The sequence below is a fragment of the Pseudomonas sp. TH41 genome (genome assembly GCF_016650695.1).
In the GTDB taxonomy this organism is placed as follows: Bacteria; Pseudomonadota; Gammaproteobacteria; order Pseudomonadales; family Pseudomonadaceae; genus Aquipseudomonas.
In genome coordinates this window covers 24,160-49,176 of the sequence record NZ_JAEKFH010000006.1, presented here as the reverse complement: position 1 = coordinate 49,176, position 25,017 = coordinate 24,160, and the positions used below count along the sequence as shown (strand labels likewise).

The following is a 25,017-nucleotide window of genomic DNA, read 5'->3' as shown; positions in this document are numbered from 1 at the left end:
TGAATTTGCAGGTATCGCTTCCATCCACCACCCCGGACACCAAAATGCCCACCCCTGAAACCACCCTCCTCCAAAGCTGGCACCACAACGCCCACTCCTGGATCGAGGCCATTCGCACCGGCGCCATTGAAAGCCGCCTCAACGTCACCGACCAGGCGATCCTGCTGGCGGTGCTGGGCCGCCAGCCCGAACGCGTGCTTGACCTGGGCTGTGGCGAGGGCTGGTTGTTGCGTGCGCTGGCTCAACGGGCCATCACGGCAGTCGGTGTGGATGGCGATGCGACGCTGGTCGAGGCAGCGCGGGCTGGGGGCTCTTCGCAGGTGCATTTGGCGAGTTATGAAGCGTTGACGGAGGCGAAGGTGGACATCGGCAGCGGCTACGATCTGATCTGCGCCAACTTCGCCCTGCTGCACCAGGACATCATCCCTCTGCTAGCCGCCATGAACGCCCTGCTCGCCCCTGGCGGCGCGCTGGTGATCCAGACGTTGCATCCGTGGACCGTGGCGGCGGGAGATTATCAGGATGGCTGGCGGGAAGAGACCTTCGCGGGGTTCAAGGGGCCGTGGCAGCCCATGCCATGGTACTTCCGCACCTTGTCCAGTTGGCTCAATGCGCTGGACATGGCCGGTTTTCGGCTGGCCAGCCTGCAGGAGCCGCAGCACCCGCAAAGTTCTGAGCCGCAGTCGTTGCTGTTGGTAGCCGAACAGCGGGGATAAGTTCAGTCAATGGGTTCGGGCAAGGTGAACCACCTGGCCGAATGCGGCCTGGCCGAAGGAAAACAACCTTTCCTCAGGCCCAGCTAAGTTTCGTTACGTACCTTCTCCGCTGCGCACATTCGGCGCTGCTCAGGAGAGGCTATCCGCCTATGAAACCCGCAATAGCCGGCTGGCTAAACAAAGTACCTGAAGTGACGCTGTCATTCTGGGTAATCAAGATTTTGTCCACGACCGTGGGTGAAACCGGCGCTGACTTTCTGGCCGTCGATGTCGGCTTCGGCGCTGGCTGGACCAGCATCGGCATGGCGACGTTGCTGGCAATCGCACTGTTCTGCCAACTGCGCACTAAAGCCTACACGCCCTGGATCTACTGGCTGACCGTCGTACTGGTGAGCATCGTCGGGACACAAATCACCGACATTCTCACTGACATGCTGGACGTCAGCCTGTACACCAGCACCGCCGTTTTTTCCGCCCTGCTCGCCATCAACTTTGTGGTCTGGTACCGGGTGGAACACAACGTGTCGATCCGCGAAATTGTCACACCGCGGCGGGAGTGGTTCTATTGGGCCACCGTGCTCTGCACCTTTGCCCTTGGCACCGCGGCCGGTGACCTGGCGACCGAAGCCCTGGGCCTTGGCTTCACCCTCGGTGCGGTGATTTTCGGTGCGTTGATCGCTGCCACCCTGGTGGCCTGGCGCATGGGCTGCAACATGGTGCTGACGTTCTGGATCGCCTACATCCTGACGCGTCCGTTCGGCGCCTCCCTCGGCGACTTGCTGACCCAGGCCAAAACCTACGGGGGCCTTGGAATGGGCGCCGCCTGGACCAGTGCCATCTTCCTGTGCGTCATTGTCCTGCTGGTTGCGGTCGCGCAAATCAGCGTCGGCAATCGCAAAACAGTCACTCAGTAAACGCTCAAAAGCCATTCAAGGAATCGTCATGCGCCAGATTCAAAACATCATTCGTCACGTCGCCATCGTCTCGTCCATTTTTTTGCTTAGCGTCGCCGCCGGCTGTTCGAAACCTGCCGACAAGCCCAATGCAGGTGCCACCTCAGGTTCGGTGAGCACTCAAACCCAGTCGGGTTCAAAACTGGGAGACCTGTCCGAGTTCCGCACCATTGCCGCCGACGTTGCCGTCCTGGTCGACAAAAATGATCTGCCTGGCGCGAAAACCCGCATCAAGGATCTGGAGACCGCCTGGGACTCCGCCGAAGCCGGCATCAAACCACGCGCCGCCAGCGACTGGCATGTGGTGGACAAGGCGATTGACCGCGCACTCGATGCCCTGCGCGCCAGTAACCCGCAACAGAACGACTGCAAGGCCATGATGAGTGAGTTGTTGAAGGCCTTCGATTCAATGAAGGGCAACGCATGATCCCCGAGCAGCGCTGATCCACGGCGGACAAACGCTTGCACAGGTGCTTCAATACAGGCGCGACGGTCATGCCGGTTGCGCTTTTTTTGGGAGCGGGAAATGCGGATATTGTTAGTCGAAGACGACCCGATGATTGGCGATGCCATCCAGGGCGCCCTGAACGATGCGAGCTACGCCACTGACTGGGTAAAAAACGGTCTCACCGCTCTCGCGACGCTGGAAACCCAACACTATGATTTGGTGCTGTTGGATCTCGGTTTGCCCGGGAAGGACGGGCTGGATGTACTCGACAATATTCGCGGCCGCAACAACCCGGTGCCCTTGCTGATCATCACCGCACGAGACAACCTCGATGATCGCCTGCGCGGCCTCGACGGCGGCGCCGACGACTACTTGCTCAAACCCTTCAACATGGCGGAGCTGCTGGCCCGTATGCGCGCCGTGCTACGCCGCAAAGGTGGCAGCGCCCTGTCCGTGCTGGACAACGGCGTGGTGTCGCTGGACCTGATATACAAACAAGCCACCACCGCTGGATATCGCGACGTCCAATTGTCCAGTCGCGAGTTCGCCCTGTTGCAGGCGCTGTTGATTCGGCCGGGGGCCATTCTCTCGCGCAGTGATCTCGAAGATCGTATCTACGGTTGGGGCAATGAAGTGGAAAGCAATGCGGTGGAGTTTCTGATTCACGCCCTACGGCGCAAGTTAGGCAACCATGTCATCAAGAACGTCAGGGGTATGGGATGGATGGTTTCAAAAAGCGTTTGAGGGACTCGGTGCAATTACGGCTGTCCGTCACGCTGTCGCTAGTCATCCTGATCGTTGCAGTGGTGGCCGGGATTTTTGCTTTCGTCTCGGCGTTCGATGAGGCCCACGAAATGCAGGACGATACCTTGCGCCGGGTGGCCGTCCTGTTTGATCGACAGCAGATGACCCTGCACTATCCCGTCGGTAAAGAGGTCGCTGGCGACAACGAAGAATCCAGGATCATCGTGCAATACCTGGCCGACGGCAGCAAAGCGATCGGTAACGATGACGCCCTGATACCGCTGCCCTTCCCCACAACGCTGACCGATGGCTTATCGACCTTGACTGTCACTGGCGAAGACTTTCGTGTGCTGGTCAGAACCACTGCCAGTGGCGAACGCATCGTCGTCGCCCAGGAAACCGGCGCACGCGACAAGGAGGCCCGCGAAAGCGCCTGGCGCAGTCTGCTGCCATTTTTCATTCTGTTTCCTGTGCTGCTGCTGGTGGTGAGCGATCTGGTGCGCAAACTGTTCCGCCCCATTGCGACCCTCTCGGCTGAAATTGATCGACGCGATGAACTGGCATTGCACCCGATCGACGAACACCACCTGCCGACCGAGATCCGGCCTTTCGTCGTGGCCATCAACCGCTTGCTTGCACGCGTCGCGCAGTCCATGGAAAACCAGCGTCGCTTCGTCGCCGACGCCGCCCACGAACTGCGTTCGCCCATGACTGCCCTGTCCCTGCAAGCCGAGCGGCTGACGGCCACAGAGATGCCGGTGCCCGCCCGTGAGCGCCTGCTGCCGTTGTCCCAGGGAATAGAGCGCGGCAGAAAACTGATTGATCAACTGTTAACCCTGGCGGCGGCACAATCGAACTCGGACCGGCCACAGACAACCGTTTCAATCCGTGAAGTCTATCGACGTGTATTGGAGGATTTACTGCCGCTGGCCGAACGTAAAGGCATCGATATGGGCGTTGAAAGTCTTGAGGACGCGCAGGTCACCCTCAACGAAATGGACCTGTTCATCCTGGTCAAGAATCTGGTGGATAACGCCATCCGTTATACCCCCCCTGGCGGACGAATCGACCTTTCGGTTGAGCGGGCACAGGGGGCCATCATCCTGCAGGTCAAGGACTCGGGACCCGGTGTCAGCGAAGACGAACAGATGCGCGTGTTCGATGCGTTTTACCGTAGCGTGGGTACCGATGAAACAGGGTCCGGGTTGGGACTATCTATCGTCAAGGCGATAGCAGATCGCACGGGAGCACAGGTTCGATTGGGCTTCTCGGACGAGCTGAACAAAAGCGGACTCTGTGTCTTGGTCTGGTTGAAAGCAGGCTCGCCTTGAAGTGATCGGCGTCGCGAAGCGCGACGCCGAAAGCCCTCAACGCGATGTCGGCCAAAAGCATCGATCAACATTGTTTTCACACAGCCTCAGCCCAAAGCAGCCGGTGATGATTGGCAAAAAGGGGTGTCGTGTCGATTAGTACCGATAAGTTGCCTGCACTGAAAGTCCATTCGCACTGTTTTCATAATTGGCACTGTATTCCGGTTGAAGACCGGAGTTGTTCGATTGATTTACGGAAACCTTGGAATCCCAGAGATAACCATAAGCAAAGTCTATCGTCAGATCGGAACTCGGCGAATAAGCGCCACCCAAGGTCACGACTTGGCGATTCCCCACCGGAACGCGCACGCTGCGATCGGCATTTCTAATGGGCGACGGATCATAGGCGTAGCCTGCGCGCAGCAGCCATTGTTGGTTCACTTGATAGGATGCGCCAACTGCGGTGGACCAAGTGTCGCGCCAGTTCATTTCTTCGGTCACAGTTCCCAGGCCAGCCGCCTGGCCCACGGGGGAAAGACCGCTGTTGACTGCCTCGACCTTCTGGATCCGGCTCCAACGTTTCCAGGTGGTCCCCAGGTATCCCGTCCAGCGACTATTGAAATGATGGGTGATGGACGTATCCACGGATTCGGGCATCGTGAGGTCTAACTTGTTGTCATACTTTCCGTCCAGCGGTACAACGCTCGGGGAGCCGCTAACCTCAGTATGCCCTTTGAGTTCATAGTCCACCTTCGAGTGATAGTTAATCCCCCAACTAGTCGCATCACTCAAGTCAAACAAGACGCCGACGTTGTAACCAAGTGCCGTGTCATCGCCTTTAATGGTGACCAGTGTGTCCTGACCGTTGTTCAGGGCGCCGGTGGCCAGGTAATTCTGAAGCTTTGCATCGAAATGGTTTATGGTCGGTCCGCCACCAATGGACACGTAATCATTGATCCGATAGGCAATGGTGGGCTGCAGGGTTATTTCCTTGGTCGTGCTATAGGAACCATGGTAGCGGCCCTGAAAAGAGCCCTCGTAATCATTGATCAGACCACTCGGAGCATAGACGCCCAGACCAATCGAAAAACGATCGTCAAGCGGCGTCGACATATAGGCGAAGGGCACGACCGCCAATGGTACCGAGTCCCCCTTATTCGTTCCTGCGACACTGCTCTGCGCATCACTAATGTCGTCGCTCGCCGAGATGATCCCGGCGCCGCCGGAAATCTCAGTACGCTTCAACTTGGTCAAGCCTGCAGGATTTCCAAAGATGGTGCTGGCGTCCAGCGCGGATGACGACCTTCCCGCATACGCAGTCCCCGCACTGCTGGCGCTTTGTTCGTTAAGGGCAATGCCATTGGCGCTTGCCAGTGTAGAGGCGCTGAGGAGTGCCATGGCACTGGTGAACTTGATCCAGACAGCACACTTTCGCTGAACAGAGAGACACGGGATCACACGGCTATTCAGTTTCATTTTCCACCTCTTGTTTATTGTTTTTGTTGATTTCACGCAGGCAAGGCTTCGCCGTCCTGTGCACTTCTCAGTGCCGGTTGGAGTTGATCGAAGTTGTGTAAAAGGCCCTGGCTGAACAGCACCAGGGCATCATTGCTGTACTACAGATGCGAATCAGAAACTCAATTAAGCCACTCGATTGGAAAGCTATAGCGCCCCAAGAGCGGCGCCAGGATTTCTTGGTCAGCTCCGGCCTTGATGCAGGCGACATGCCCACGGCGATTGTCCTGCACGACCTCAACAGCAATACCCGAAAGCCCCAGTCGCCCCACTTCCTGCTGGACTACTTTGGCAATCTCCCGCTGCTGCAAGGCGGGCTTGAATATCTTGCCCACGGCCGTCAGTGGCAACGCTTCGAGGATTTCAATGCGCTTGGGAACGGCTGCCCGCTCGCTGATGTTGAGCTGAGCGAATGCCTCAAGTTCTTCGGCGTTGCAGGCTTGCCCGGGGCGCAGCTGAACGTAGGCGACCGGCACCTCGCCCGAGTAAGCATCGGGGCTGCCGATTGCAGCAGCCAAGGCGACGGCGGGATGCGCCAGCAGAGCCTCTTCGATTTGCTTGGGATCGATGTTGTGGCCGCCTCGAATGATCAACTCCTTCTTGCGTCCGGTCAGCCAGAAGTAACCCTGTGCGTCCTGGCGACCCAAGTCACCCGTATTCAGCCAGCGTTGACCGTCGATATCGATCCAAAGCCCCTGGTTATGACGCTCCTCCAGATAGCCATTGAAGAGGTTCGGTCCACTGATCGTGATGAGGCCGATCTCATCCACGTTGGCATCGCGCAGGTACTCCCCAGAATCATTGAGCAAGACCGCGCGCATATTCTGGTAGGCGATCCGTATCCCGATGGAGCCGATACGGCGCTCGCCATGGGGCGGATTGATTGAGGAGACGCAGGCGCCCTCAGTAAGACCGTAACCTTCAAGAATTTTTAGGCCGGTCCGGCGCTCGAACTCTCGGAAAAGCTCAGCCGGCATGGGCGCGGCGCCACAGATTGCATAGCGAAGACTGGAGAGGTCGCGGCCCTGCCATTCATTTTGCAGAAGTGCAGCATAGACAGTTGGCACGCCGGAAAAGAGGTTGATACCGAAGTGCTCGACCATCTCCCAGAATCGTGGGATCACCCCCTCGCCACGATACCCTTGAGGTGTCCCGAGGATTACATGGTCGCCTTGAGTCCAAGGCATCAGTCCAGTCACCAGTTGTCCATTGACATGAAATAGCGGCAGGCCACAAAACATAACCTGGACGCCACTGCGTGGCTGCATGTGAGAGGCGATGGCCCATGCATTGAATACTTCAGAGCCATGGGTACGCGCGGCGATCTTGGGGAGTCCGGTGGTGCCGCCAGTACAGATATAAGAGGAGCACTCATCCTGGCGGATTTGCCGACCGCTTTTCAGGTGTGTGTGCGGCTGAGTATTCATCAGCGATTGCCAATCGTGGATCGCGATACCGCGGTGTAAGTCTCGTTCCTTCACTGCCACGGCTTTCAGGGCCCCACGCACTGGTTCGTCGACATAGGGCTCCATGCTGACCCAAACGACTGACCTGATCCCGGGTAACTGATCCAGCTGCGAAGCCAGTTTGGGCCACAGATCACTGCCCGCAGTCGGCGCAAGCGTTACCACCACGGATGCCTTCGCGGCATTCAGCAAACCTGCCATCTGCTTGGCCTCGAGCAGAGGATTGATCGCCATGACGATGCCCGCCGCCTCCCCGCCCCATATGGTGAAGTGGGTTTCCGGCAGGTTGGGCAGGATGAAGGCAAGCACCTCACCCGGTTTGATGCCCAGGTCGTGGAAGGCGTTTGCCGCGCGGGTGATATCCGCAAAAAGCTGGGAGTAGTTCCACTCGTGGGTGCGCTTGAAATCGGCGGCATCGGCGAAGAAGCTTAGCGCCGGTGCCTGGGGGGTGCGCTCGGCCGCCTGTCGCAGCGCTTCATAAGTGCTGGAAGCCAGGCCACGCTCCGACAAGGGGACTCGTTCGAGACTTTCGATGTCGTTCAGGGTCTGCACAACCATCAGGCTTCCCCCACCACTCGATTGCGTTGCACACCGAGGTCGATCACACCATCGGCGCTGCGAATGCGCGCCTCGACCACGTCACCGGGCTTGAGATACTGCGTCCGGCTCTCCTGCGCCTTGAGAAAAAGTTTCCACTTGGTGGCTTCTGGCAACAGCGCTGCAATGCGCATTTTGCCCGGCGAAGGGATCGTTAGCGCGCAGCCGGCAGGAGTACCGGTCGCGATCAGGTCTCCAACGGCGAGATCTTGCAAGGCGGAGAGTTCGGTGAGGGTTTCAGCGGGGCCGTAAACCAGATTGGCCGTGCTGTCGTTCTGTCGCACCTGGTCGTTGACTGTCAGGCGCAGTTGCAGTTCTTTCAGGTAATGCATGTCCTTGGCACCCAGAAGACAGAGGTAGGGACCGACCGGACCAAAAGTACGGTAGCTCTTGCCCTTGTAGAACTGCATTTGGGGAATCTGAATGTCACGAGCCGAGTAGTCATTGACAATGACGACGCCTGCAATGAACTCATGCAGATTGGCGTCGGTGACACCAATGGCGCCGGTGATCGAGCGCTTCATCACAAGGCCCAGTTCGATCTCGTAGTCAAGGAAGCGCACGTGGCGCGGCTTGATCAGGTCGCTGTCAGCCGCCACCAGGCAACTCGTCGCCTTGGTGAAGATCATGTTGAATTTCTTCGCATCCGGGTCCATGCCGGATTCGATCATGTGCTGACGGTAATTGGCGCCCTGGCAGACGAACTGCTGGTTACGGGTCACCGGCGACAGCAGTTTCACTTCGCCCTCCTCCAACTCCGAGCCTTTCAGTTGAGCGAGGTCGTCGATACTGTTCTGGCGAATGAAGTCACCGGTGGTTTCAAAAACACCGGGGATGACCGTGATACGGCCCTGGCGAAGCACGCCCCAGTGGATACCGTTCTGAAATTCAAAGCGGACTACGTGTACAGCAGACATTGAAGGTACTCCTGGAGCGGCGTTTGTCCCGCGTTCGGTGGCGTGGGAACTGTGGTGTTGTTCTGAAGGGGGGCTGGCAACGCTGTAGACCAACGAGCCGCCGGCGATCAAGGCGCCGGCTTTAAGCACGTCCCGCCGGCCGTACTGGGTTGAGTTGCCCGACATGGCGGCAGCTCTACCCGAACATCCGCATGAGTGTGATCAACTTGCGGAGGGTCAAATCCGGGCTGCGTCGCAGGTTGCGGATCAGCAAAAGCAGATTGGGTACGCTCATCTTGGGTTTTGTAAAACTCTTGGGCATGCGCTGCCCCCACTGGGCCATTGCCTCGGGGCTTACCGGATGAATGCCCGTCGGCCGAGCGGCCGTGAAAATATCCCCGTCGCAGTAATGCTCGTGCTTATCGCCCCATGGGTCTTGCCAGTAATCGAAGATCTGACTGCCCAGAATGTGTCGGCCGATTCCCCATGAGTGCTCCCAACCCCGCTCGCGCAGGACGCGCTGCCCCATACCCACCGCGTCTGCATCGACGACTTCATAGGCGCTATGGCTATAGGTCGCCATGAACCCTTGCGCTATCGCGAGCGTATGGTGCGCCGCGGGAATGTCACCGAGATCAAGGCGCATGAAGGCGACGATAGGTGTGCCGTCGGGGAGTACTTGCACATCGCTGGGAATAAACCCGAAATGCTGCGTATACCAGGCACAGGTCGCTTGATATTCGGCCACTTCAATCACGATATGGCCAAGCCTGAGCACTTCAGGCGGAGCAATCGGTGGGCGCTGCGTGGAGTTGATTCGCGGTTGCTCCTGCGCCAGATTCCAAGGAAGAGGAGCTCTATGTTCAAGAGTTTTACCTGGAGTCTGGTCGCAAACGGCTTCCACAATGAAACCGGACGGATCAGTCAGCCTGACGTAATACCCTTTGCCAGGATGTTCCGACTTCTCAACCGATGAAGCCCCTGGGATTCGAGTGAGCTTTTCCAGATCTTCCAGAGACTGCACTGCAAGTCCGAACCCGATAAAACGTGCATGTTCTGCACGATGGACACGGTAACAATAGGAAGTGGCATCGGTCGCCCGTAGATAGAGCGTATCGGCGTCCTGCCGACTGACCGTCAGGCCGAAGTCGGTCAGGAAACGCGCCGCCTCATTCAAGTCTGGCCTTTGAAAGATCAGGTGAGTCAGATCCTGGGCCTTCACCGTCGGCTGCGGATGCCGGGCGGGCTGTTGTGTCGCCAACCGGTGCAATTCGATTTTGTTGTTCATTGTTCTTGTTTTCCGGGTTTTTAGGGCAAAGCTGTCCCGAACCCCTGAAAAACCAGGGGTGTTATCTAGTTAAGTCAGTTACAGGCTCAGTCGAGGGACGGAAGTGCCGGCAACTCTTTGGTCGCCACCGCACGAGCCTCCTCTGGCGGCACACCCAACGCCCGCAGTACCAGCTCGGCGGTGTCAGAGCCGGATTCGCGCCACGTTCTGTGACCTTCCAGTACCAGGAAAATTGAGCCCAGGACACTGCTCGAAATCATCGTCAGTACTGAGAGCAATTGCTCCTGCGCAAACGTGTAGCGCCCAGTGGAAAGCCCGCTCAGAAGATCCGTAGCCGCTTGGCTGCTAAACATTTCGCGCAACGAAGAATTGCTCATGGCGAATTTATGGATGAATGCCCCCCACTGGGAGTCCTCGTGCGCTCGACGAATGAAAAATCGAATGCCATTGGCAAGGCGCTGAGCCGGATCGGAGAGGGAGTTGAAGCTCTTGTTGACGCGCTCATGCATCTCCCTCGCAAGATGGCCAGCGACTGCCTCGAACAGGCTTTCCATGCTGTCGATATTGCTATAGACCGTTCCGCGCGCCACGCCTGCCTCTTGTGCGAGGTCGAGAATGTTCACTTGTGAGGTGCCTCTCTCGGCGAACAGGCGAAAGGCGGCTTGATGAATGCGGCGCTGTGTTGGATTTAGGGATTCCACGGTTCTCTCCAGGATTACCTTATGGCCTGATTGAACACCTGTGTTCAGATTACGTCAACAACGTTTTTTGAATTAAGTACGTAAAGCCCAATGAAAACCGTTATATGCCCGAAAAACCGGATGGCTGGATTGATATGGCAAGACCGATGGAGGGCTCTGCACATTGACACAAATGAACACGCGTGTTCAGCTACGTATCGTATTTGAGGCTCGCCTTCCCGGCAGGCCATTAAGCCGGCCCATCGATGCAAACCAGGACCTCAACAACCTGAGCAAGCACTGCGCAGACGGTGCTCAAACGGTATGACCCTTAGCGATGGCTGGCCGAATTTTCATTAGCTGAAGGACAGAACATGACCGGCTCAAAGCTCTTCAAACCGCTTCGATTGCCTAACGGCACGGTGATTCCAAACCGAATTGCCAAGGCTGCCATGGAGGAGAACCTTGCCAATGAGGATCACGCTCCAGGGGAAGCGCTGGTTAAGCTCTATCGGCGTTGGGCGGAGGGTGGGGCCGGCCTGATCATCACTGGCAACGTCATGGTTGATCGCCACGCCTTGACCGGACCGGCTGGCGTCGTGCTTGAGGACGATCGGAACCTGGTGGATTTCCGGCTATGGGCCGATGCCTGCCGCAGTCGTGGGGCCCAGGCCTGGATGCAAATCAATCATCCCGGACGGCAGCTATTGGCTTCAATGGGGCAACCGGCAAGGGGCCCCTCCGCCGTTGCGGTCGATATCCCCGGACTTTCAAAAGCATTTGTGCCGCCCAGGGCCTTGGATGAGCAGGAGATCGAAGAACTGATTGAGCGCTATACCCAAGCGGCGGTGTTGGCAGAGCGAGCCGGATTCACTGGCGTGGAAATTCACGCAGCGCATGGCTACCTGTTCAGCCAATTCCTTTCGCCCTTGACCAACCGACGTGACGACCGCTGGGGCGGCAGCCTGGAAAATCGTGCGCAAATCCTGCTGCAAACCATCGACGCCATACGTCAGCGCGTGGCACCGATCTTTTGCGTCGCTGTGAAGCTCAATTCCGCAGACTTTCAGCGGGGTGGTTTCGATGCCGAGGATGCGGCTCGTGTAGTGGAAATGCTCAACACCAAGGCGGTCGACCTGGTCGAGTTGTCGGGTGGTAGCTACGAAAGCCCGGCGATGCAGGGGCAGACCCGCGATGGCAGCCGCTTGGCTCGAGAAGCCTACTTTCTGGAGTTCGCGGAGAAAATAGGAGAAATAGCGCGCATGCCGCTGATGGTCACTGGCGGAGTGCGTAGAAAGGAGGTCGCTGAGCGAGTGGTGAGCGGCTCGGTGTCGATGGTCGGACTTGCCACGGCGCTGGCAATCGAGCCAGCCCTGCCGAGCCAGTGGATGGCAGGTCGGGACATCAAAGTGGAGCCCATCGTCGTTCGCTGGAAGAACAAGGCGCTGGCATCGCTCGCAGTGGCGTCGGTGATCAAGAAGCAGCTTGGCTTGCTGAGCCAAGGGAAACGGACAAAACCCAGGACGTCGCCCCTCTTGGCATTGATCGGCAATCAGCTGAAGTCTCGTCGCCAGGCGAAGAGCTATCGGCAATGGATTGATCAAGCCTGACCGATCAAGGATGACACCAGATCAGGCCGGTAGCGGCTTGCCGGCGATCCTCCTGGCTCTGGCAGCTGTTACGCCCAGAGCCAGGAGAATCATTTCGGCGACCCGCAGATCGTGCTCCGCCACTGCACGCCCCTCGACAACTGAGCGCATTGCTCCGGTTGTGCATGATAAGACGATGTCCAGGGCGACCCCTTCGTCCTCGTAAGCAAAAGTACCTGCACGCAGCCCCTCACGCAGATCGCCAAGTATATGGGCCGCCAAGCGCGAGCGCATTGCCTGGTCGAAATGGATGATGCGCAGCAGCGCATTCGCCCATTGGTGGTCGGCGGCGGCCCGACATACAAACATGCGAACGCCAATCGAAAGCCGCTGCGCACCACACTGCACGTCCGAGCTCAAGACGGAAATGGCATCAGAAAACTCGGCGGCCATGGCGATGCCCACCGCCTCTAGAACTTCGTCACGCGTTCGAAAATAGTTGTAGATGGTGCCGTTGGATACCGCGGCCTCAGCGGCGACCTCGAGCAGTGCAATCTCCCCCACCTCCTTGCGTGCGATGAGACGCAATGCCGCGTCCACCAGGCCGCGACGGGTGCGCTCACGCTTCTTGTGGCCTCTGGTGAGAGGTTGTGACGCAGTCGCTTCTAAAGGAAGAATGGGGGAATGCATGATCAAGCTCGTAATTTAATGGGCTCGTTGATGGTAACGGAAACGCTATCAGGAGTGGCATCTTCGCTAGCCAACAGGCCCTGGCAGGCACGAAGGAGACTGTCCGCCTCTGTGCCAGGGGCGTGGTGCATGATGATACGGTCGGGGCGAACCGCGACGAGCGTTCCCTTGGCAGCCAGCGGCAGGATCTCATGGTTCATGTCTTCGATGAAGTCACAGCTGCCGCCGGAGCGTTGGCCGCGTGCTCTGATCTCTAAAAAGTGGCCTCCCATTTTTTCCCAGGAAACGATCTGATCAGGGGTGAGCAGTGACAACGGGTCCACACCGAATCCAACCAGGGTCAGGCTATCTCCCAGAGCATCGTCGCTCAGTTTGATCTGCTTTTGCAGGTTGCGAGTCCAGGCCTGGGGAAACAGGCTGCCACGTACCAGCTTGTCGCCCCGACGATGCTGCACGAACAGGCCGTGTTTGAAGGTGTTCTTCGGCTTGATGTCCAGCTGTTCGAAGTACCTCCTGGTGGCGGGAGTCAACGCCAGCGTGCGCATCAAGCCGTGGATAAAGAACGCTGCGATCTTGTTCTTGGGCATCACCATGCGGCCCATGAGTTTCGCCAGATTGATCATCGCCCGGGCATGGGGGCGGCGCTCTACATCATAGCTATCGAGTATCGCAGGCGTGGCATGGCCGCGAAGGACCCAGGCCAGTTTCCAGGCAAGGTTGGCGCCATCTCGAAGTCCCGCTACGAGGCCCTGCCCGACAAAAGGAGGGGTGATGTGCGCTGCGTCGCCGGCGAGAAAGACGCGTCCCTTGCTGAATCTGTTGCAGCACCGCGCGTGGAATCGATACACCGCCTTGCGCTCGATTTCCAGCTCCTGCGGGTTGATCCACGGCGCGATCAACCGGGCTATGCTTTCCGGGCTTTCCAGCTCTTCCCGGGACTCGCCGGGTTGCAGCATGAACTCCCAACGTTCCCTGCCGCCGGGTGCAGGCATGTGCGGCGTCGGGCGGCGCGGATTACAGAGAAACTCAACGTGATCAATCGCTGACTTATGCCGGTTCTTGACATCGACAATCAGCCAATCCTCCGCATAGGTCTGCCCTTCGAACTCCTCGCCAATCAGCCCTCTGACCCTGGAGCTAGCGCCATCCGCTCCGATCAGGTACTGGGCGCGAACGGAATGCGATTGCCCATTCTGATCCCGTACGGAGGCGACAACGCAATCCGACTCCTCGACCAGACTCTCAAGCTCGAAGCCACCAAGACTGGTCACTGACTTCAGCCGGGAGACCTGGCTGCGCATCGCGTGTTCGAGGTCGGGTTGATAGAACGTCACAAGTTTCGGATGGCCATCGATGCACCCCTCAGTATTGGCTCGACCGAACTGCCCGAGCACCGGGGAGTGCATTTTCACTTCAGGGATAACGATCTTCTCGAAAGCGTCTTCCGACAAACCGGCGAGTTGCAGGATGCGCAGCGCCTCATTGTCCAGAGCAATGGCACGAGGCATCAGTAGGACCTCATGGGTCTTGTCCAGCACCAGGGTCGTTACCCCATAGCGGCCGAGCAGCGCCGCGATTGTCGCACCTACCGGACCGTTACCGATGACCAGCACGTCGACGGCGGCGGGAGGCAATTCGCAAACTTTCTTGTTGTTGTTCATCTCGAGCCCTTGTTGTGATTGAAGTCGTGAGGCACTCAGGTCTCATCGTCAGGCAGGGTCAAGATATGTAAAATTGAGACAGATTTCAATATTGATGTTTTTGTCATTATTTTTTCGGGATCATTGCAAGGCCACGATCAGCGCAATACCGAGGTGTCAGGGGCTTGTGAATCGAGTCCGGGCCCAAGCGATAAATGCCACAAGCTCGAGGAGTGAAGTCACGCGTGCGTCAGTTTCCGACCGATGAGGCTTGGCTTCAGCGCCGATCAGCGTTGTTATTGGAGAATGGCCCCAGGACGAGAGCGTGTGGCTGACTGCGACCTACTCCTCAAAGCGACCCGTGGCCTCGCGATCGCGCTCGTATCGTCGGGTGAGCGGAAACGGCGGCAACCAGGACTCACGACGGACGATCCAGCTTTCGTAGGTTGGCATCAGTTGGTCAGGGGCATCCAGGGATCCCAGGCTCACTTCGATTTCATCGGCGGTGCGGGCGAAAATGGACGAGCCGCAGCGTGGACAGAAAAACCGCCCGGCATAGTCGCGTGTTTCACCATCGATCGTCACTGCATCCTGAGGGAAAATCGCGGAGGCGTGGAAAAGAGCCCCATGATGCTTGCGGCAGTCGAGACAGTGACAAATACCCACCCGGTAGGGACGTCCCGACGCCTCAATTCTGACGTTGCCACACAGGCAACCACCCGTGAATCGGTCCATGCTGTGCCTCCTCTAAAGTCATGCTCGCTACACCGAATGCCTGGGCAGCCCGATAGAAATCAAGGCTGCGAGCAGCACGAAGGCGCTCGATATCCATAAGCACGCCCCCAGCCCAGACACCTGATAAACCCAGCCGGAGAGCACCGTGCCGATCAGGCGGCCCATGGCGTTGGACATGTAGTAAAAACCCACATCCAGCGACACACCGTCTTCCTTGGCATAGGACACGATAAGGTAACTGTGGAGCGACGAATTCACCGCAAACAGCGCACCAAAGACCATGAGTCCGCCGAGCAGCACCACCTGTTGCGACAGCCCAGTGTTCAGCCCGAGTGCGATGGCCGCGGGCAGGCCCGCCAGTGCAAGTGCCCACAGAAATGCCGCACGACCGTCCGGTATGTGCCCACGTTTCTTTCCGGTAATGTTGGGCGCGAAGGACTGCACGATGCCGTAGCCAATCACCCAGGCCGCAAGAAAGCCGCCAACCTTCCAGAAATCCCAGCCGAAGACACTGCTCAGGTACACCGGCAAAGCCACCACAAACCAGACGTCGCGGGCACCGAACAGGAACATCCGCGCCGCCGAGAGGATATTGATCGCCCGGCTCTTGGACAGGATGTCGCGAAACTTGGGCTTGGCTTTGGCCTTGCCCAGGTCCTTCCTCAACAGGATCAAGCTGCTGATCCAGATCAGCGCCAGGACACCCGCCATGGCCAGCAAGGCGCCTTTGAAGCCGATGAGCGCCAGCAAGGCTCCACCCAGAAAGAAGCCGACACCCTTGAGTGCGTTCTTGGAGCCGGTGAGGATCGCCACCCACTTGTAGAGCTTTCCCTGTTGCCCATCCGGAACCAGTAGCTTGATAGAGCTTTTGGCACTCATCTTGTTCAGGTCTTTGGCAATTCCTGATAGAGCCTGAGCGCCCATCACCCATGGGATGGTTAGCCAGGCGACAGGAACCGTCAGCATCAGCAGCGCCGCGACCTGGAGGCCCAGCCCGATGTTCATGGTTCGGTTCAGACCCAGCCGAGCGCCGAGGTAGCCACCCACCAGGTTGGTGATCACGCCAAAGAGTTCGTAGAACAGAAACAACGCCGCGATTTGAAGCGGGCTGTAGCCCAACGCGTGAAAGTGCAACACCACCAACATGCGCAAGGCGCCATCGGTGAGGGTGAAAGCCCAGTAGTTGCCCGTGACGAGCAGGTACTGCCGCACTTCCGGCGCGAGGGCCGACAACGCTTTCATAACCGCTCCTTAGACTGCCAGCCCGACCATTCTGGCCAGTTCGACAGTGCGGTTGGCATAGCCCCATTCGTTGTCGTACCAGGCATAGAGTTTGACCTGGGTGCCGTTGATGACCATGGTCGACAGCGCATCGATGATCGATGAGCGCGCATCGGTGCGATAGTCGATGGACACCAGTGGACGCTCCTCGAAACCGAGGATGTCTTTCAGCTCGTTCTCGGAAGCATCCTTCAGGAACTGATTCACCTCCTCGACAGTGGTGGCCCGCTCGACTTCAAAGACACAGTCAGTCAGCGAAGCGTTGGCCAGCGGCACACGCACGGCATGCCCATTCAGGCGTCCGCGCAATTCCGGGAAGATTTCGGCGATGGCGGTGGCCGATCCGGTACTGGTTGGAATCAGGCTCATGCCTGAAGCGCGCGCACGCCGCAGATCCTTGTGCGGCTGATCGAGAATGCTTTGGGTGTTGGTCAGGTCGTGAATAGTGGTAATCGAGCCGTGACGAATACCCAGCTTTTCGTGAATCACTTTGACTACTGGAGCGAGGCAGTTGGTGGTGCATGACGCCGCCGTGACGATGCGATGTTCCGCCGCATTGAACAGCTGATGATTGACGCCCATAACGATGTTCAGCGCGCCTTTTTCCTTCACGGGGGCGCTGACCACTACGCGCTTCACGCCTTGGTCAAGGTAAGCCTGAAGCGCAGCGACGGTCTTCATTTTGCCGCTGGCTTCAATCACCAGATCGCAGCCTGACCAATCGGTGTCGGCAATCGCCTTGTTGGCCGTTACCTTGATTCGTTTGCCATCGATGACGATGCTGTCGCCCTCAGAATCGGCCTGGTCATTCCAACGGCCATGTACCGAGTCGAAGTTCAGCAGGTGCGCATGAGTCGCGGCGTCCCCTGCTGGATCGTTGATCTGCACGAATTCGAACTCTGGCCAGCTCCAGGCTGCTCGCAGAGCGAGGCGACCGATCCGACCAAAACCATTGATACCCACTTTGATAGTCATGTTGTTGTGCTCTGTATCTGCTGAAAGAGGATGTTCATCGAGCGATCTCGTAGTTGAAGGCAGAATCAGGCGATTTAGCGTTCACAACAGGCGAGTGCCCGCTCGGGACGGTCGCCCATTTCATCAAGGCGCTTGGCGTCTGGGCTCAACCAATGCTTGTTGTTTTCGAGCACAGTGGTCAGTAGTTGATGGACCCAATCCGGGAGATTCGGGTGCAGTCGGTAATACACCCATTGACCTTGCCGACGGTCCGACAGCAAACCGCAACTGCGCAACTGCGCGAGGTGCCTGGAGACTTTTGGCTGACTCTCATTCAGCGCGCAGGTCAGCTCGCAAACACATAGTTCGCCTTCACGGGTGATGAGCATCATCGTGCGGACCCGAGTGTCGTCAGCCAGGCATTTGAAAACAGTGGTCGGTATCAGAGGGTCAGCCATATCGGTTCTCAGTGTTTGTTTTTGACCAAGACGAACAGGACACGGGCTTTGCTGGTCATTGCGAGACCTCAGTCTCATATGCGATTTGGCGAATATATGTTTATCCGTATGTAAGGTAAAGACTCAGCGACGGAATAATTTCGAAAGACCAGGTGAACGGAGGTCGACCCGGGAGGCTTTCTAGCGTCAAGTCATGTGGCAAACACGTTTAAATCAGAACTAATGGTTTCTTCGCAATCTACTGACAATCTCATCACATTTCGCCAGATAGCCTTGATGCTCCAGCCGCTTCCCTGACACCACGGCGAGCGCAAGATGCGAAATAGTCATGAAAAATTCGTTAGTCAGGTTTTCGAAAAGTGACCGGGGTGCGCTAATAATTTTGTTGAGCGTATCCGCGATTCTGCTGCTATTCGGGTTGGGGGCAAGAGAGCTTTGGGGCGCAGAAACGCGCTGGGCAAACATCACCCTGCAAATGTTGCAATCAGGTGATTATTTCGACCCTTACCTCAAGGGCGCGCCCTATTACGACAAGCCTCTGCCTTCCTATTGGTTGATTGCTGGCACTGCCCACCTGATGGGCGGCCTCGGACACTGGTCGCTACGCCTGTCCTCGGTCATGGCTGCCTGGCTGAGTGTCTGGCTGGTCTACCTGATCGGAGAGCAGCTATATAACAAAGGCACCGGCCTGATTGCCGGCTGGTTTCTGGCGACGACGTTCTTTTTCGTTTTCTGGGCTCGGGTAGCAACGGCAGACATCCTGACTGTTTGCGGTGTCCTGGCAGCTGTCTGGTGGTATTGGCGCGGTCCGGACGACACGCGCCTGAGTCGCTACCTCGTATTTTTCCTGCTTCTGTCGCTGACCTCGCTTTTCAAGGGCTTGATCGGATTCATCCTTCCAGGGCTGATGCTGCTGCCGCATCTGCTTGGCGAGGGACGCTGGAAAAACCATCTCAACCCACGCCTGTGCCTGGCGATGCTGGTGGGGGGCGTGTTCTACATGGTGCCGTTCATGCTGTCGCACCGCTATGGCGCGCCGAGTTATGGGTCGAGCGGGCTTGGCCTGGTATTTCGGGAAAACGTGGTTCGATTCTTCCAGCCTTTCGACAACATAGGCCCGATCTATACCTATCTGCTTTATCTGCCGATCTATACCCTGCCCTGGGCACCCTGCTGGATACTCGGCCTGTGGGTGGCAGTACGCAACTGGAAGCACACCGAACCCAACATTCGCTGGCTGATTAGCGGCCTGGGATTGCTGTTCTTGTTCTTCACCGCCAGTGGCAGCCGGCGCAGCTACTACGTATTGCCTCTAGTGCCCTTTGCCCAATTGCTGGCAGCCTGGTGGGTAACACGGCGAATGGCCGAGCGTCATGCTGCCGGTAAAATCAGCGGCCCCGGTTGGACAAAGGGTATTGCCGGGACAGCAGGACTGTTATTTTTGATCCTTGGCATTATCTATCCCTGGACCAACGGTGGTGGGGGTGGCGTCATACAGTTCACCAAAGATGTGCGTGCAGAGGCCATCAAAATTGCGCCGTGGAATGAATGGCGCATGGTGCTGGTGGACGTCGACAACAAGCTGCCCATGTACCTGCAAAATCATGGCTCACCGTTCTATTACGTTCGCCCGGATTCGGATATTCCGCAAAAAGGCGACAGTGCAGCACTCATGGCGTGGTTGAAAAAAGAAAGTGGCGAGGCCTGGAATCCTGAACGCACGATCATCGTGGAACAGTACAAAGACCTCAATCAATTGCCCTTGGCTTATCTGACTGACGACCATCAACTGATCACCACCAAGCCAAACAACGGCTCCCGGTTGTTTCACGCTCATGAACCGGGCAGTGCGGCGTTCATACCCAACGTAAGAGCGACAGGTAACCCGGTGGCCGGACAAGCTGCAACGCAAGCCTCGGTGCAAACGGAGTATTGAACAATAAAAGGGGACACCCGTCAGCGATCTGACTGCACGACGTTGTGTTGCGTGAGCTCGGGCAGCAAACACCCTTTGGCCATCCACTGGCAGCTTCTGACCCAGCGGTAGCCGATTTCCAGATCACCTTGATCGTCGTAATACGCCAGCCGTAGCTGATTGGCGTTCAGGTCGAGTTTGGCAAAGCCCGCCCGTGATACGGCGAATACACTCTGCGGTGTGGAGGTGTCCAGGGTGTCGAGTTTCTGGCCCCCCGCACCGGAGATGACCCACGCGGGCTCCCCGGCACGCAACAACAATTGCTGATTGTGTTCATGTCCCGACAAGAGCAAGTCAACGTTGTTGCGTTGCAACACAGGCAGGAGCCGGACCACCAGATCTGACTCATTACCCTGCTGACCCTGATTGCGAACCGGGTGATGGGACGCAACGATTCGCCACACCGGAGCCGGGCCCGATGCCTGGAACGCCTGATCGATAAAGTCGATTTGCTGTTGCAAACTTTCACGTGGCGCCGACGTGTCCAGGAACACCATTCGCACCAATGGACGCCCATCGACGTTACCGAAATCCTTGCTGTAGAAGTTCGTCGGCATCTGCCAGCGGCCCGAACCCGTGTGTTGTTGGCCGTACTCGATCTCAATCTTCTGCGACACCGGGTAATCGTTATTGCCCAGCACCGCGTAGAACGGCACATGACTGAGCCAGTGGCCCCAATAGACACGCTCGAATCTGGTTTGCCAGCTCAGGTCGTGGGTACTGGTCAATGGCTTGCCGTAGAAGTTGTCGCCCAACAACACAACCATGTCCAATCGCCCCTCTCTGGCCGCGACCCGTTCCATGGCTTGCCCTACCCGCCACTGCTGCATATTGCCGCTGCCTTGATCGCCCAAAGCGATCATCGACACCGAGGAAGGGTCCAGACCACGCAGCGGAACAAAGGGCGATGGCGGCGTGTACAGCCAATAACCACCGGACATCAACAGAAGAACGATGGCGATGCCTGAGCCGCGCACAATCCTTCGGAGTACCAACCGTTTTGCAAACCGCGATGGGGTAGTCATGGGCTTCAATCAGGAACTCACTGGAGATGGCCGGTCAGGCAGGGACATAAAGGTCAGTTTCACTTCCAATAGATCATATTAGTTGTTCACGCTTTGTTAAAAAATCAGTGGCATACGAGTTATGCTCCCTCTCGTCGCCACCCTTGCGACGAGAGGGAGCAACCAGGCTTATGTTGAATGGGCTGTCCTTCAAAACAGGCTGGAGTTGATCTATGCGCATCGCCTTGCTGTCGGATATCCACTTGTCGGTCGACGCGTTGCCTTTTCCCGATGTGGATGCCGATATTGTTGTCCTCGCTGGAGACATCTCCCGACCGGCTGCGGCCATTGAGTGGGCGAAATCATGCCCGACTCCGGTCGTGTACGTGGCAGGGAATCACGAGTTTTATGGCAGTGACTTGATCTCGACCTACGAACACTTGAACAGGTTGTCGCAAGGCACACAGATCCACGTATTGGAACGTTCGGAGTATGTCCACGACGGCGTGCGATTCCTGGGTTGTACCCTGTGGTCTGACTATCGTCTTTTCGAGGCCGCCGAGGCTCGGGCATACGGTATTGACCTGGCTACGCAACTCATCCGGGACTTCACCCACATAAAAATCGCGCCCGACTTTCCAGACCTGTTCAGTCCGGCCATGTCCCAACATATTTTTTTACAGACAGTCGCCTGGCTGGAAGACTGCTTCGCCAAAGACAGCACCACGCCCACTGTGGTGATTTCCCATTTCGCACCGACACGGTTAAGCATCAGCCCGCTTTTTGAGCGCTCGCCCATTAACGCGAGTTTTGTTTCAGACCTGGAAGAGCGGATCAAAGACTGGCAACCGGCACTGTGGCTGCATGGCCATACGCATGGGAGCTTTGACTATCGGGTGGGCAATACCCGGGTCATTTGCAACGCCCGGGGGTACGCAAAAAATGGCATTAATGAAAATCCTGAATTTAGTGGCGCCTACGTGATTGACCTGAATACCTGAGGCGACACACTGCAAATCCCTCCGTATCACCCATGATTTGAAGGTGACGAAGTCATCCCGTGGCGCAAAAACGTGTGACGGCAGATCGGCTACACGCGGTGAACCTGCGCAATGCCCAGCCCGGTTGATCAGTTTTTTATTACCGGGACTTGCGAAAAGCGACAGTAAGCTAAGCTTTGAGCAGCTTATTGCTCACGATGCTCGCTCCTGCAGGTTTTGGGTTTTTCTGAAGAGCGTCTGCAACAGCTATTTCAGGCAGTCCCAAATCATTCACGCAGGATTGACGTGATGACCGAGCCCCTTCTCAGTTTCGAAGCACTCAAGCGCGCCGCTGCCTCTGGCGAAATCGATACCGTGTTGGTCTGCATGGTCGATATGCAGGGGCGACTGGTCGGCAAACGATTCCAGGTCGAATTTTTCATCGACAGCGGTCATGAAGAAACCCACTGCTGCAATTACCTGCTGGCCGACGACATCGACATGGAACCGGTGCCGGGTTATGCCGCGGCCAGTTGGAGCAAAGGCTATGGCGATTTTGTGCTCAAGCCGGACATGTCCACGCTGCGCCGCGTGCCCTGGCTGGAGTGCACGGCGCTGGTGCTGTGCGACGTGCTCGACCATCACCATCGGCAGGATTTGCCGCACAGCCCGCGGGCGATTCTGAAAAAACAGATTGAGCGACTGCGCGCGCGCGGCTACACCGGCATGTTTGCCTCGGAACTGGAGTTCTATCTGTTCGATGAGAGCTACGAGGCCATCCACAAGCGCAACTACCACAAACCGAAAACGGCCGGTCATTACATCGAGGACTACAACATCCTGCAGACCACCCGCGAGGAACCGGTCCTGCGGGCGATTCGCAAGCATTTGCAGGCCTCGGGCATTCCCGTGGAAAATTCCAAGGGTGAATGGGGGCCGGGCCAGGAAGAAATCAACATCCGTTATGCCGATGCCCTGACCATGGCCGACCATCACGTCATCATCAAACACGCCTGCAAAGAGATCGCGCAATTGCAGGGCAAGGCAATCACGTTCATGGCCAAGTGGCGCTATGACGCCGCCGGTTCCAGCAGCCATATCCATAATTCGCTGTGGGACAAGAACGCCAAAAAGCCGCTGTTCTTTGACGCAAAAGCAGAATTCGGCATGTCGGCGCTGATGCGCTCCTGGGTGGCCGGGCAGCTCAAATACGCGAACGACATCACCTGTTTTCTCGCGCCTTACATCAACTCCTACAAGCGTTTTCAGGCCGGCACCTTCGCCCCGACACGGGCGGTGTGGAGTCTGGACAATCGCACGGCGGGCTTTCGTTTGTGTGCAGAAGGCAGCAAAGCCATCCGTATCGAATGTCGCATCGGCGGCGCTGACCTTAACCCTTACCTGGCCTTCGCTGCGTTGATCGCCGCAGGCCTGGCCGGCATCGACGAAAAGCTCAGCCTGGCGCCGCCCTTTGAAGGCGATGCCTATCTGGATGAGCATCTGCCTGAAGTGTCGAAGACACTGCGCGATGCCTGCTCCGCACTCAAGGGCTCGGCCATGTTGCGCGAGGCGTTCGGTGATGACGTGATCGATCACTACGTGCACACCGCCGAATGGGAGCAGAAAGAGTACGACCGACGAATCACCGATTGGGAACTGCAGCGCGGCTTCGAGCGCTATTGAGACCTTCATTATCGAGAAGAGCGTGACTGCGATGATTCAACTCATCTCCCCGGTCGATGGCCAGGTCTACGTCGAACGCCAGCGTGCCAACGCTGCGCAGGTCGAGCAGGCGCTGACGGCTGCCGCAACCGCCCAGGAATTATGGAAACGCCGCCCGCTGAGCGAACGTGCCGCCTTATGCAGCGCCGCCGTGGACGCGATGCTGGCGATGAAAGACGACATCGTGCCGGAACTGGCCTGGCAGATGGGCCGCCCAGTACGCTTTGGCGCCGGCGAGCTGCGCGGTTTCGAAGAACGGGCCCGTCATATGATCGCCATTGCGCCTGAAGCGTTGGCCGCGATAGAACCCGCGCCTGTCGCGGGTTTTCGGCGCCAGATCAAACGCGAGCCGCTGGGAACGGTGCTGGTCGTCGCGCCTTGGAATTATCCCTATCTGACGGCAGTGAATACGATCATTCCGGCGCTGATGGCCGGCAACAGCGTCATCCTCAAACACGCCTCGCAAACATTGCTGGTCGGCGAGCGTTTCGCCGAGGCTTTTCGCCGCGCCAAGCTGCCGGAAGGGTTGTTCCAAAACCTGCTGCTCAGTCATACCTATACCGCGGCGATCATCACCTCTGGGCGGGTGCAACAGGTGAACTTCACCGGTTCGGTGGAGGCCGGCCGGGCCATGGAAAACGCTGCCACGGGACACTTCCTCGGCATGGGGCTGGAACTCGGCGGCAAGGACCCGGCCTACGTGCGGGCAGACGCCAACCTCGAACATGCGGTGGAAAATCTGGTGGATGGCAGCTTCTTCAACTCCGGGCAAAGCTGCTGTGCCGTCGAACGCATTTATGTCGATGAAAAAATTTACCCGGTCTTTGTCGAGCGCTTCGCCGCCCTGACCCGCCAATACGTGCTGGGCAACCCGCTGGACCAAGCCACCACGCTGGGCCCGCTGGTTTCACCGAGCGCAGCTGAATTCGTTCGCGGGCAGATCGCCGAGGCACTGTCGAAGGGGGCCAAAGCGCTGATCGACCCAACGACCTTTCCCGCTGACGCGCCGGGCAGCGCGTACTTGGCACCGCAAGTGTTAGTCGACGTCACCCATCAAATGTCGGTCATGCGCGATGAAAGCTTTGGTCCGGTGGTCGGCATCATGCCGGTGGCCAGCGACGATGAAGCCATCGCCCTGATGAACGACAGTGAGTTCGGGCTCAGCGCGTCCATTTGGACGCAAGACCTCGCCGCTGCCGAACGCTTGGGCAATGAGATCGACACCGGCACCGTGTTCATGAACCGCTGTGATTACCTGGACCCGGCATTAGCCTGGACCGGGGTGAAGAACAGCGGGCGCGGCGTCACGCTATCGCGCCTGGGTTACGAGAACCTGACCCGAGCCAAATCCTTTCATCTGCGCCACGAGGTTTAGA

Annotated in this window: 22 protein-coding genes; 10 read left to right on the top strand and 12 right to left on the bottom strand. The window is 57.8% G+C overall.

Annotated elements, in window-relative coordinates:
* Positions 1-44 precede the first annotated feature (44 nt).
* The 5 genes from JFU37_RS24080 (at position 45) to JFU37_RS24060 (ending at position 4,192) form a co-directional block, all read left to right on the top strand.
* Positions 45-716: a class I SAM-dependent methyltransferase gene (locus tag JFU37_RS24080; RefSeq protein ID WP_201119558.1), complete on the top strand. Its 672-nt coding sequence runs from the start codon at positions 45-47 to the stop codon at positions 714-716.
* A 149-nt stretch (positions 717-865) separates the two neighbouring features.
* The gene (locus tag JFU37_RS24075; protein WP_201119557.1) at positions 866-1,630 is read left to right on the top strand and encodes a COG4705 family protein; all 765 of its coding nucleotides are present in this window, start codon (positions 866-868) and stop codon (positions 1,628-1,630) included.
* 28 nt (positions 1,631-1,658) lie between these two features.
* Positions 1,659-2,096, top strand: coding sequence for a hypothetical protein (locus JFU37_RS24070; protein ID WP_201119556.1), 438 nt, complete (start codon positions 1,659-1,661; stop codon positions 2,094-2,096).
* Between the two features lie 99 nt (positions 2,097-2,195).
* The gene (locus tag JFU37_RS24065; RefSeq protein WP_201119555.1) at positions 2,196-2,861 is read left to right on the top strand and encodes a response regulator; all 666 of its coding nucleotides are present in this window, start codon (positions 2,196-2,198) and stop codon (positions 2,859-2,861) included.
* On the top strand, positions 2,837-4,192 hold the full coding sequence (locus JFU37_RS24060; protein WP_201119554.1) for an ATP-binding protein: 1,356 nt from the start codon (positions 2,837-2,839) through the stop codon (positions 4,190-4,192). The genes JFU37_RS24065 and JFU37_RS24060 overlap by 25 nt, the downstream gene beginning before the upstream one ends.
* A 135-nt stretch (positions 4,193-4,327) precedes the next feature.
* On the opposite strand, the gene JFU37_RS24055 is transcribed toward JFU37_RS24060, so the two are convergent.
* From JFU37_RS24055 to JFU37_RS24035, 5 genes are all read right to left on the bottom strand, one after another.
* Positions 4,328-5,647 carry an outer membrane protein transport protein gene (locus tag JFU37_RS24055; RefSeq protein WP_201119553.1) on the bottom strand — a complete coding sequence of 440 codons (1,320 nt, stop codon included), beginning with the start codon at positions 5,645-5,647 and terminating at the stop codon, positions 4,328-4,330.
* A gap of 161 nt (positions 5,648-5,808) precedes the next feature.
* Positions 5,809-7,710, bottom strand: a complete 1,902-nt coding sequence (locus tag JFU37_RS24050) for an acyl-CoA synthetase (protein WP_201119552.1) — start codon at positions 7,708-7,710, stop codon at positions 5,809-5,811.
* On the bottom strand, positions 7,710-8,666 hold the full coding sequence (locus JFU37_RS24045; RefSeq protein ID WP_201120069.1) for a fumarylacetoacetate hydrolase family protein: 957 nt from the start codon (positions 8,664-8,666) through the stop codon (positions 7,710-7,712). Before JFU37_RS24045 ends, JFU37_RS24050 begins: the two co-directional genes overlap by 1 nt.
* Positions 8,667-8,841: 175 nt before the next feature.
* Positions 8,842-9,933, bottom strand: a complete 1,092-nt coding sequence (locus JFU37_RS24040; protein WP_201119551.1) for a VOC family protein — start codon at positions 9,931-9,933, stop codon at positions 8,842-8,844.
* Between the two features lie 86 nt (positions 9,934-10,019).
* Entirely contained in the window at positions 10,020-10,634 is a 615-nt protein-coding gene (locus JFU37_RS24035; RefSeq protein WP_201119550.1) for a TetR family transcriptional regulator, read from the bottom strand.
* Positions 10,635-10,987: 353 nt separating this feature from the next.
* On the opposite strand from JFU37_RS24035, the gene JFU37_RS24030 reads away from it, so the two are divergent.
* The gene (locus tag JFU37_RS24030) at positions 10,988-12,223 is read left to right on the top strand and encodes an NADH:flavin oxidoreductase/NADH oxidase family protein (protein WP_201119549.1); all 1,236 of its coding nucleotides are present in this window, start codon (positions 10,988-10,990) and stop codon (positions 12,221-12,223) included.
* 21 nt (positions 12,224-12,244) lie between these two features.
* Here the strand turns inward: JFU37_RS24030 and JFU37_RS24025 are convergent, their stop codons facing one another.
* The 6 genes from JFU37_RS24025 to JFU37_RS24000 form a co-directional block, all read right to left on the bottom strand.
* The gene (locus JFU37_RS24025; protein WP_201119548.1) at positions 12,245-12,892 is read right to left on the bottom strand and encodes a TetR/AcrR family transcriptional regulator; all 648 of its coding nucleotides are present in this window, start codon (positions 12,890-12,892) and stop codon (positions 12,245-12,247) included.
* A 2-nt stretch (positions 12,893-12,894) separates the two neighbouring features.
* Positions 12,895-14,553 (bottom strand): bifunctional 3-(3-hydroxy-phenyl)propionate/3-hydroxycinnamic acid hydroxylase MhpA, encoded by a 1,659-nt coding sequence (gene mhpA / locus JFU37_RS24020; RefSeq protein ID WP_201119547.1) that lies wholly within the window; start codon positions 14,551-14,553, stop codon positions 12,895-12,897.
* Between the two features lie 321 nt (positions 14,554-14,874).
* Positions 14,875-15,267 (bottom strand): GFA family protein, encoded by a 393-nt coding sequence (locus tag JFU37_RS24015; protein ID WP_201119546.1) that lies wholly within the window; start codon positions 15,265-15,267, stop codon positions 14,875-14,877.
* A 27-nt stretch (positions 15,268-15,294) separates the two neighbouring features.
* Positions 15,295-16,509 carry an organoarsenical effux MFS transporter ArsJ gene (gene arsJ, locus JFU37_RS24010; RefSeq protein WP_201119545.1) on the bottom strand — a complete coding sequence of 405 codons (1,215 nt, stop codon included), beginning with the start codon at positions 16,507-16,509 and terminating at the stop codon, positions 15,295-15,297.
* 9 nt (positions 16,510-16,518) lie between these two features.
* Positions 16,519-17,523, bottom strand: coding sequence for an ArsJ-associated glyceraldehyde-3-phosphate dehydrogenase (locus tag JFU37_RS24005; protein WP_201119544.1), 1,005 nt, complete (start codon positions 17,521-17,523; stop codon positions 16,519-16,521).
* A gap of 74 nt (positions 17,524-17,597) precedes the next feature.
* A complete protein-coding gene (locus JFU37_RS24000; protein ID WP_201119543.1) occupies positions 17,598-17,960 on the bottom strand; it encodes a metalloregulator ArsR/SmtB family transcription factor in 363 nt (120 codons plus the stop codon).
* 328 nt (positions 17,961-18,288) lie between these two features.
* Here JFU37_RS24000 and JFU37_RS23995 point away from each other — a divergent pair, with 328 nt between their 5' ends.
* A complete protein-coding gene (locus JFU37_RS23995) occupies positions 18,289-19,896 on the top strand; it encodes an ArnT family glycosyltransferase (protein ID WP_201119542.1) in 1,608 nt (535 codons plus the stop codon).
* Between the two features lie 20 nt (positions 19,897-19,916).
* Here JFU37_RS23995 and JFU37_RS23990 read toward each other — a convergent pair whose 3' ends face one another.
* On the bottom strand, positions 19,917-20,960 hold the full coding sequence (locus tag JFU37_RS23990; protein ID WP_242485812.1) for a metallophosphoesterase: 1,044 nt from the start codon (positions 20,958-20,960) through the stop codon (positions 19,917-19,919).
* A 212-nt stretch (positions 20,961-21,172) separates the two neighbouring features.
* Here JFU37_RS23990 and JFU37_RS23985 point away from each other — a divergent pair, with 212 nt between their 5' ends.
* From JFU37_RS23985 to JFU37_RS23975, 3 genes are all read left to right on the top strand, one after another.
* The gene (locus JFU37_RS23985; protein WP_201119541.1) at positions 21,173-21,940 is read left to right on the top strand and encodes a metallophosphoesterase; all 768 of its coding nucleotides are present in this window, start codon (positions 21,173-21,175) and stop codon (positions 21,938-21,940) included.
* A gap of 288 nt (positions 21,941-22,228) precedes the next feature.
* Positions 22,229-23,602, top strand: a complete 1,374-nt coding sequence (locus JFU37_RS23980; RefSeq protein WP_201119540.1) for a glutamine synthetase family protein — start codon at positions 22,229-22,231, stop codon at positions 23,600-23,602.
* Between the two features lie 22 nt (positions 23,603-23,624).
* Positions 23,625-25,016, top strand: coding sequence for an aldehyde dehydrogenase family protein (locus JFU37_RS23975; RefSeq protein ID WP_201119539.1), 1,392 nt, complete (start codon positions 23,625-23,627; stop codon positions 25,014-25,016).
* Position 25,017: the final 1 nt, after the last annotated feature.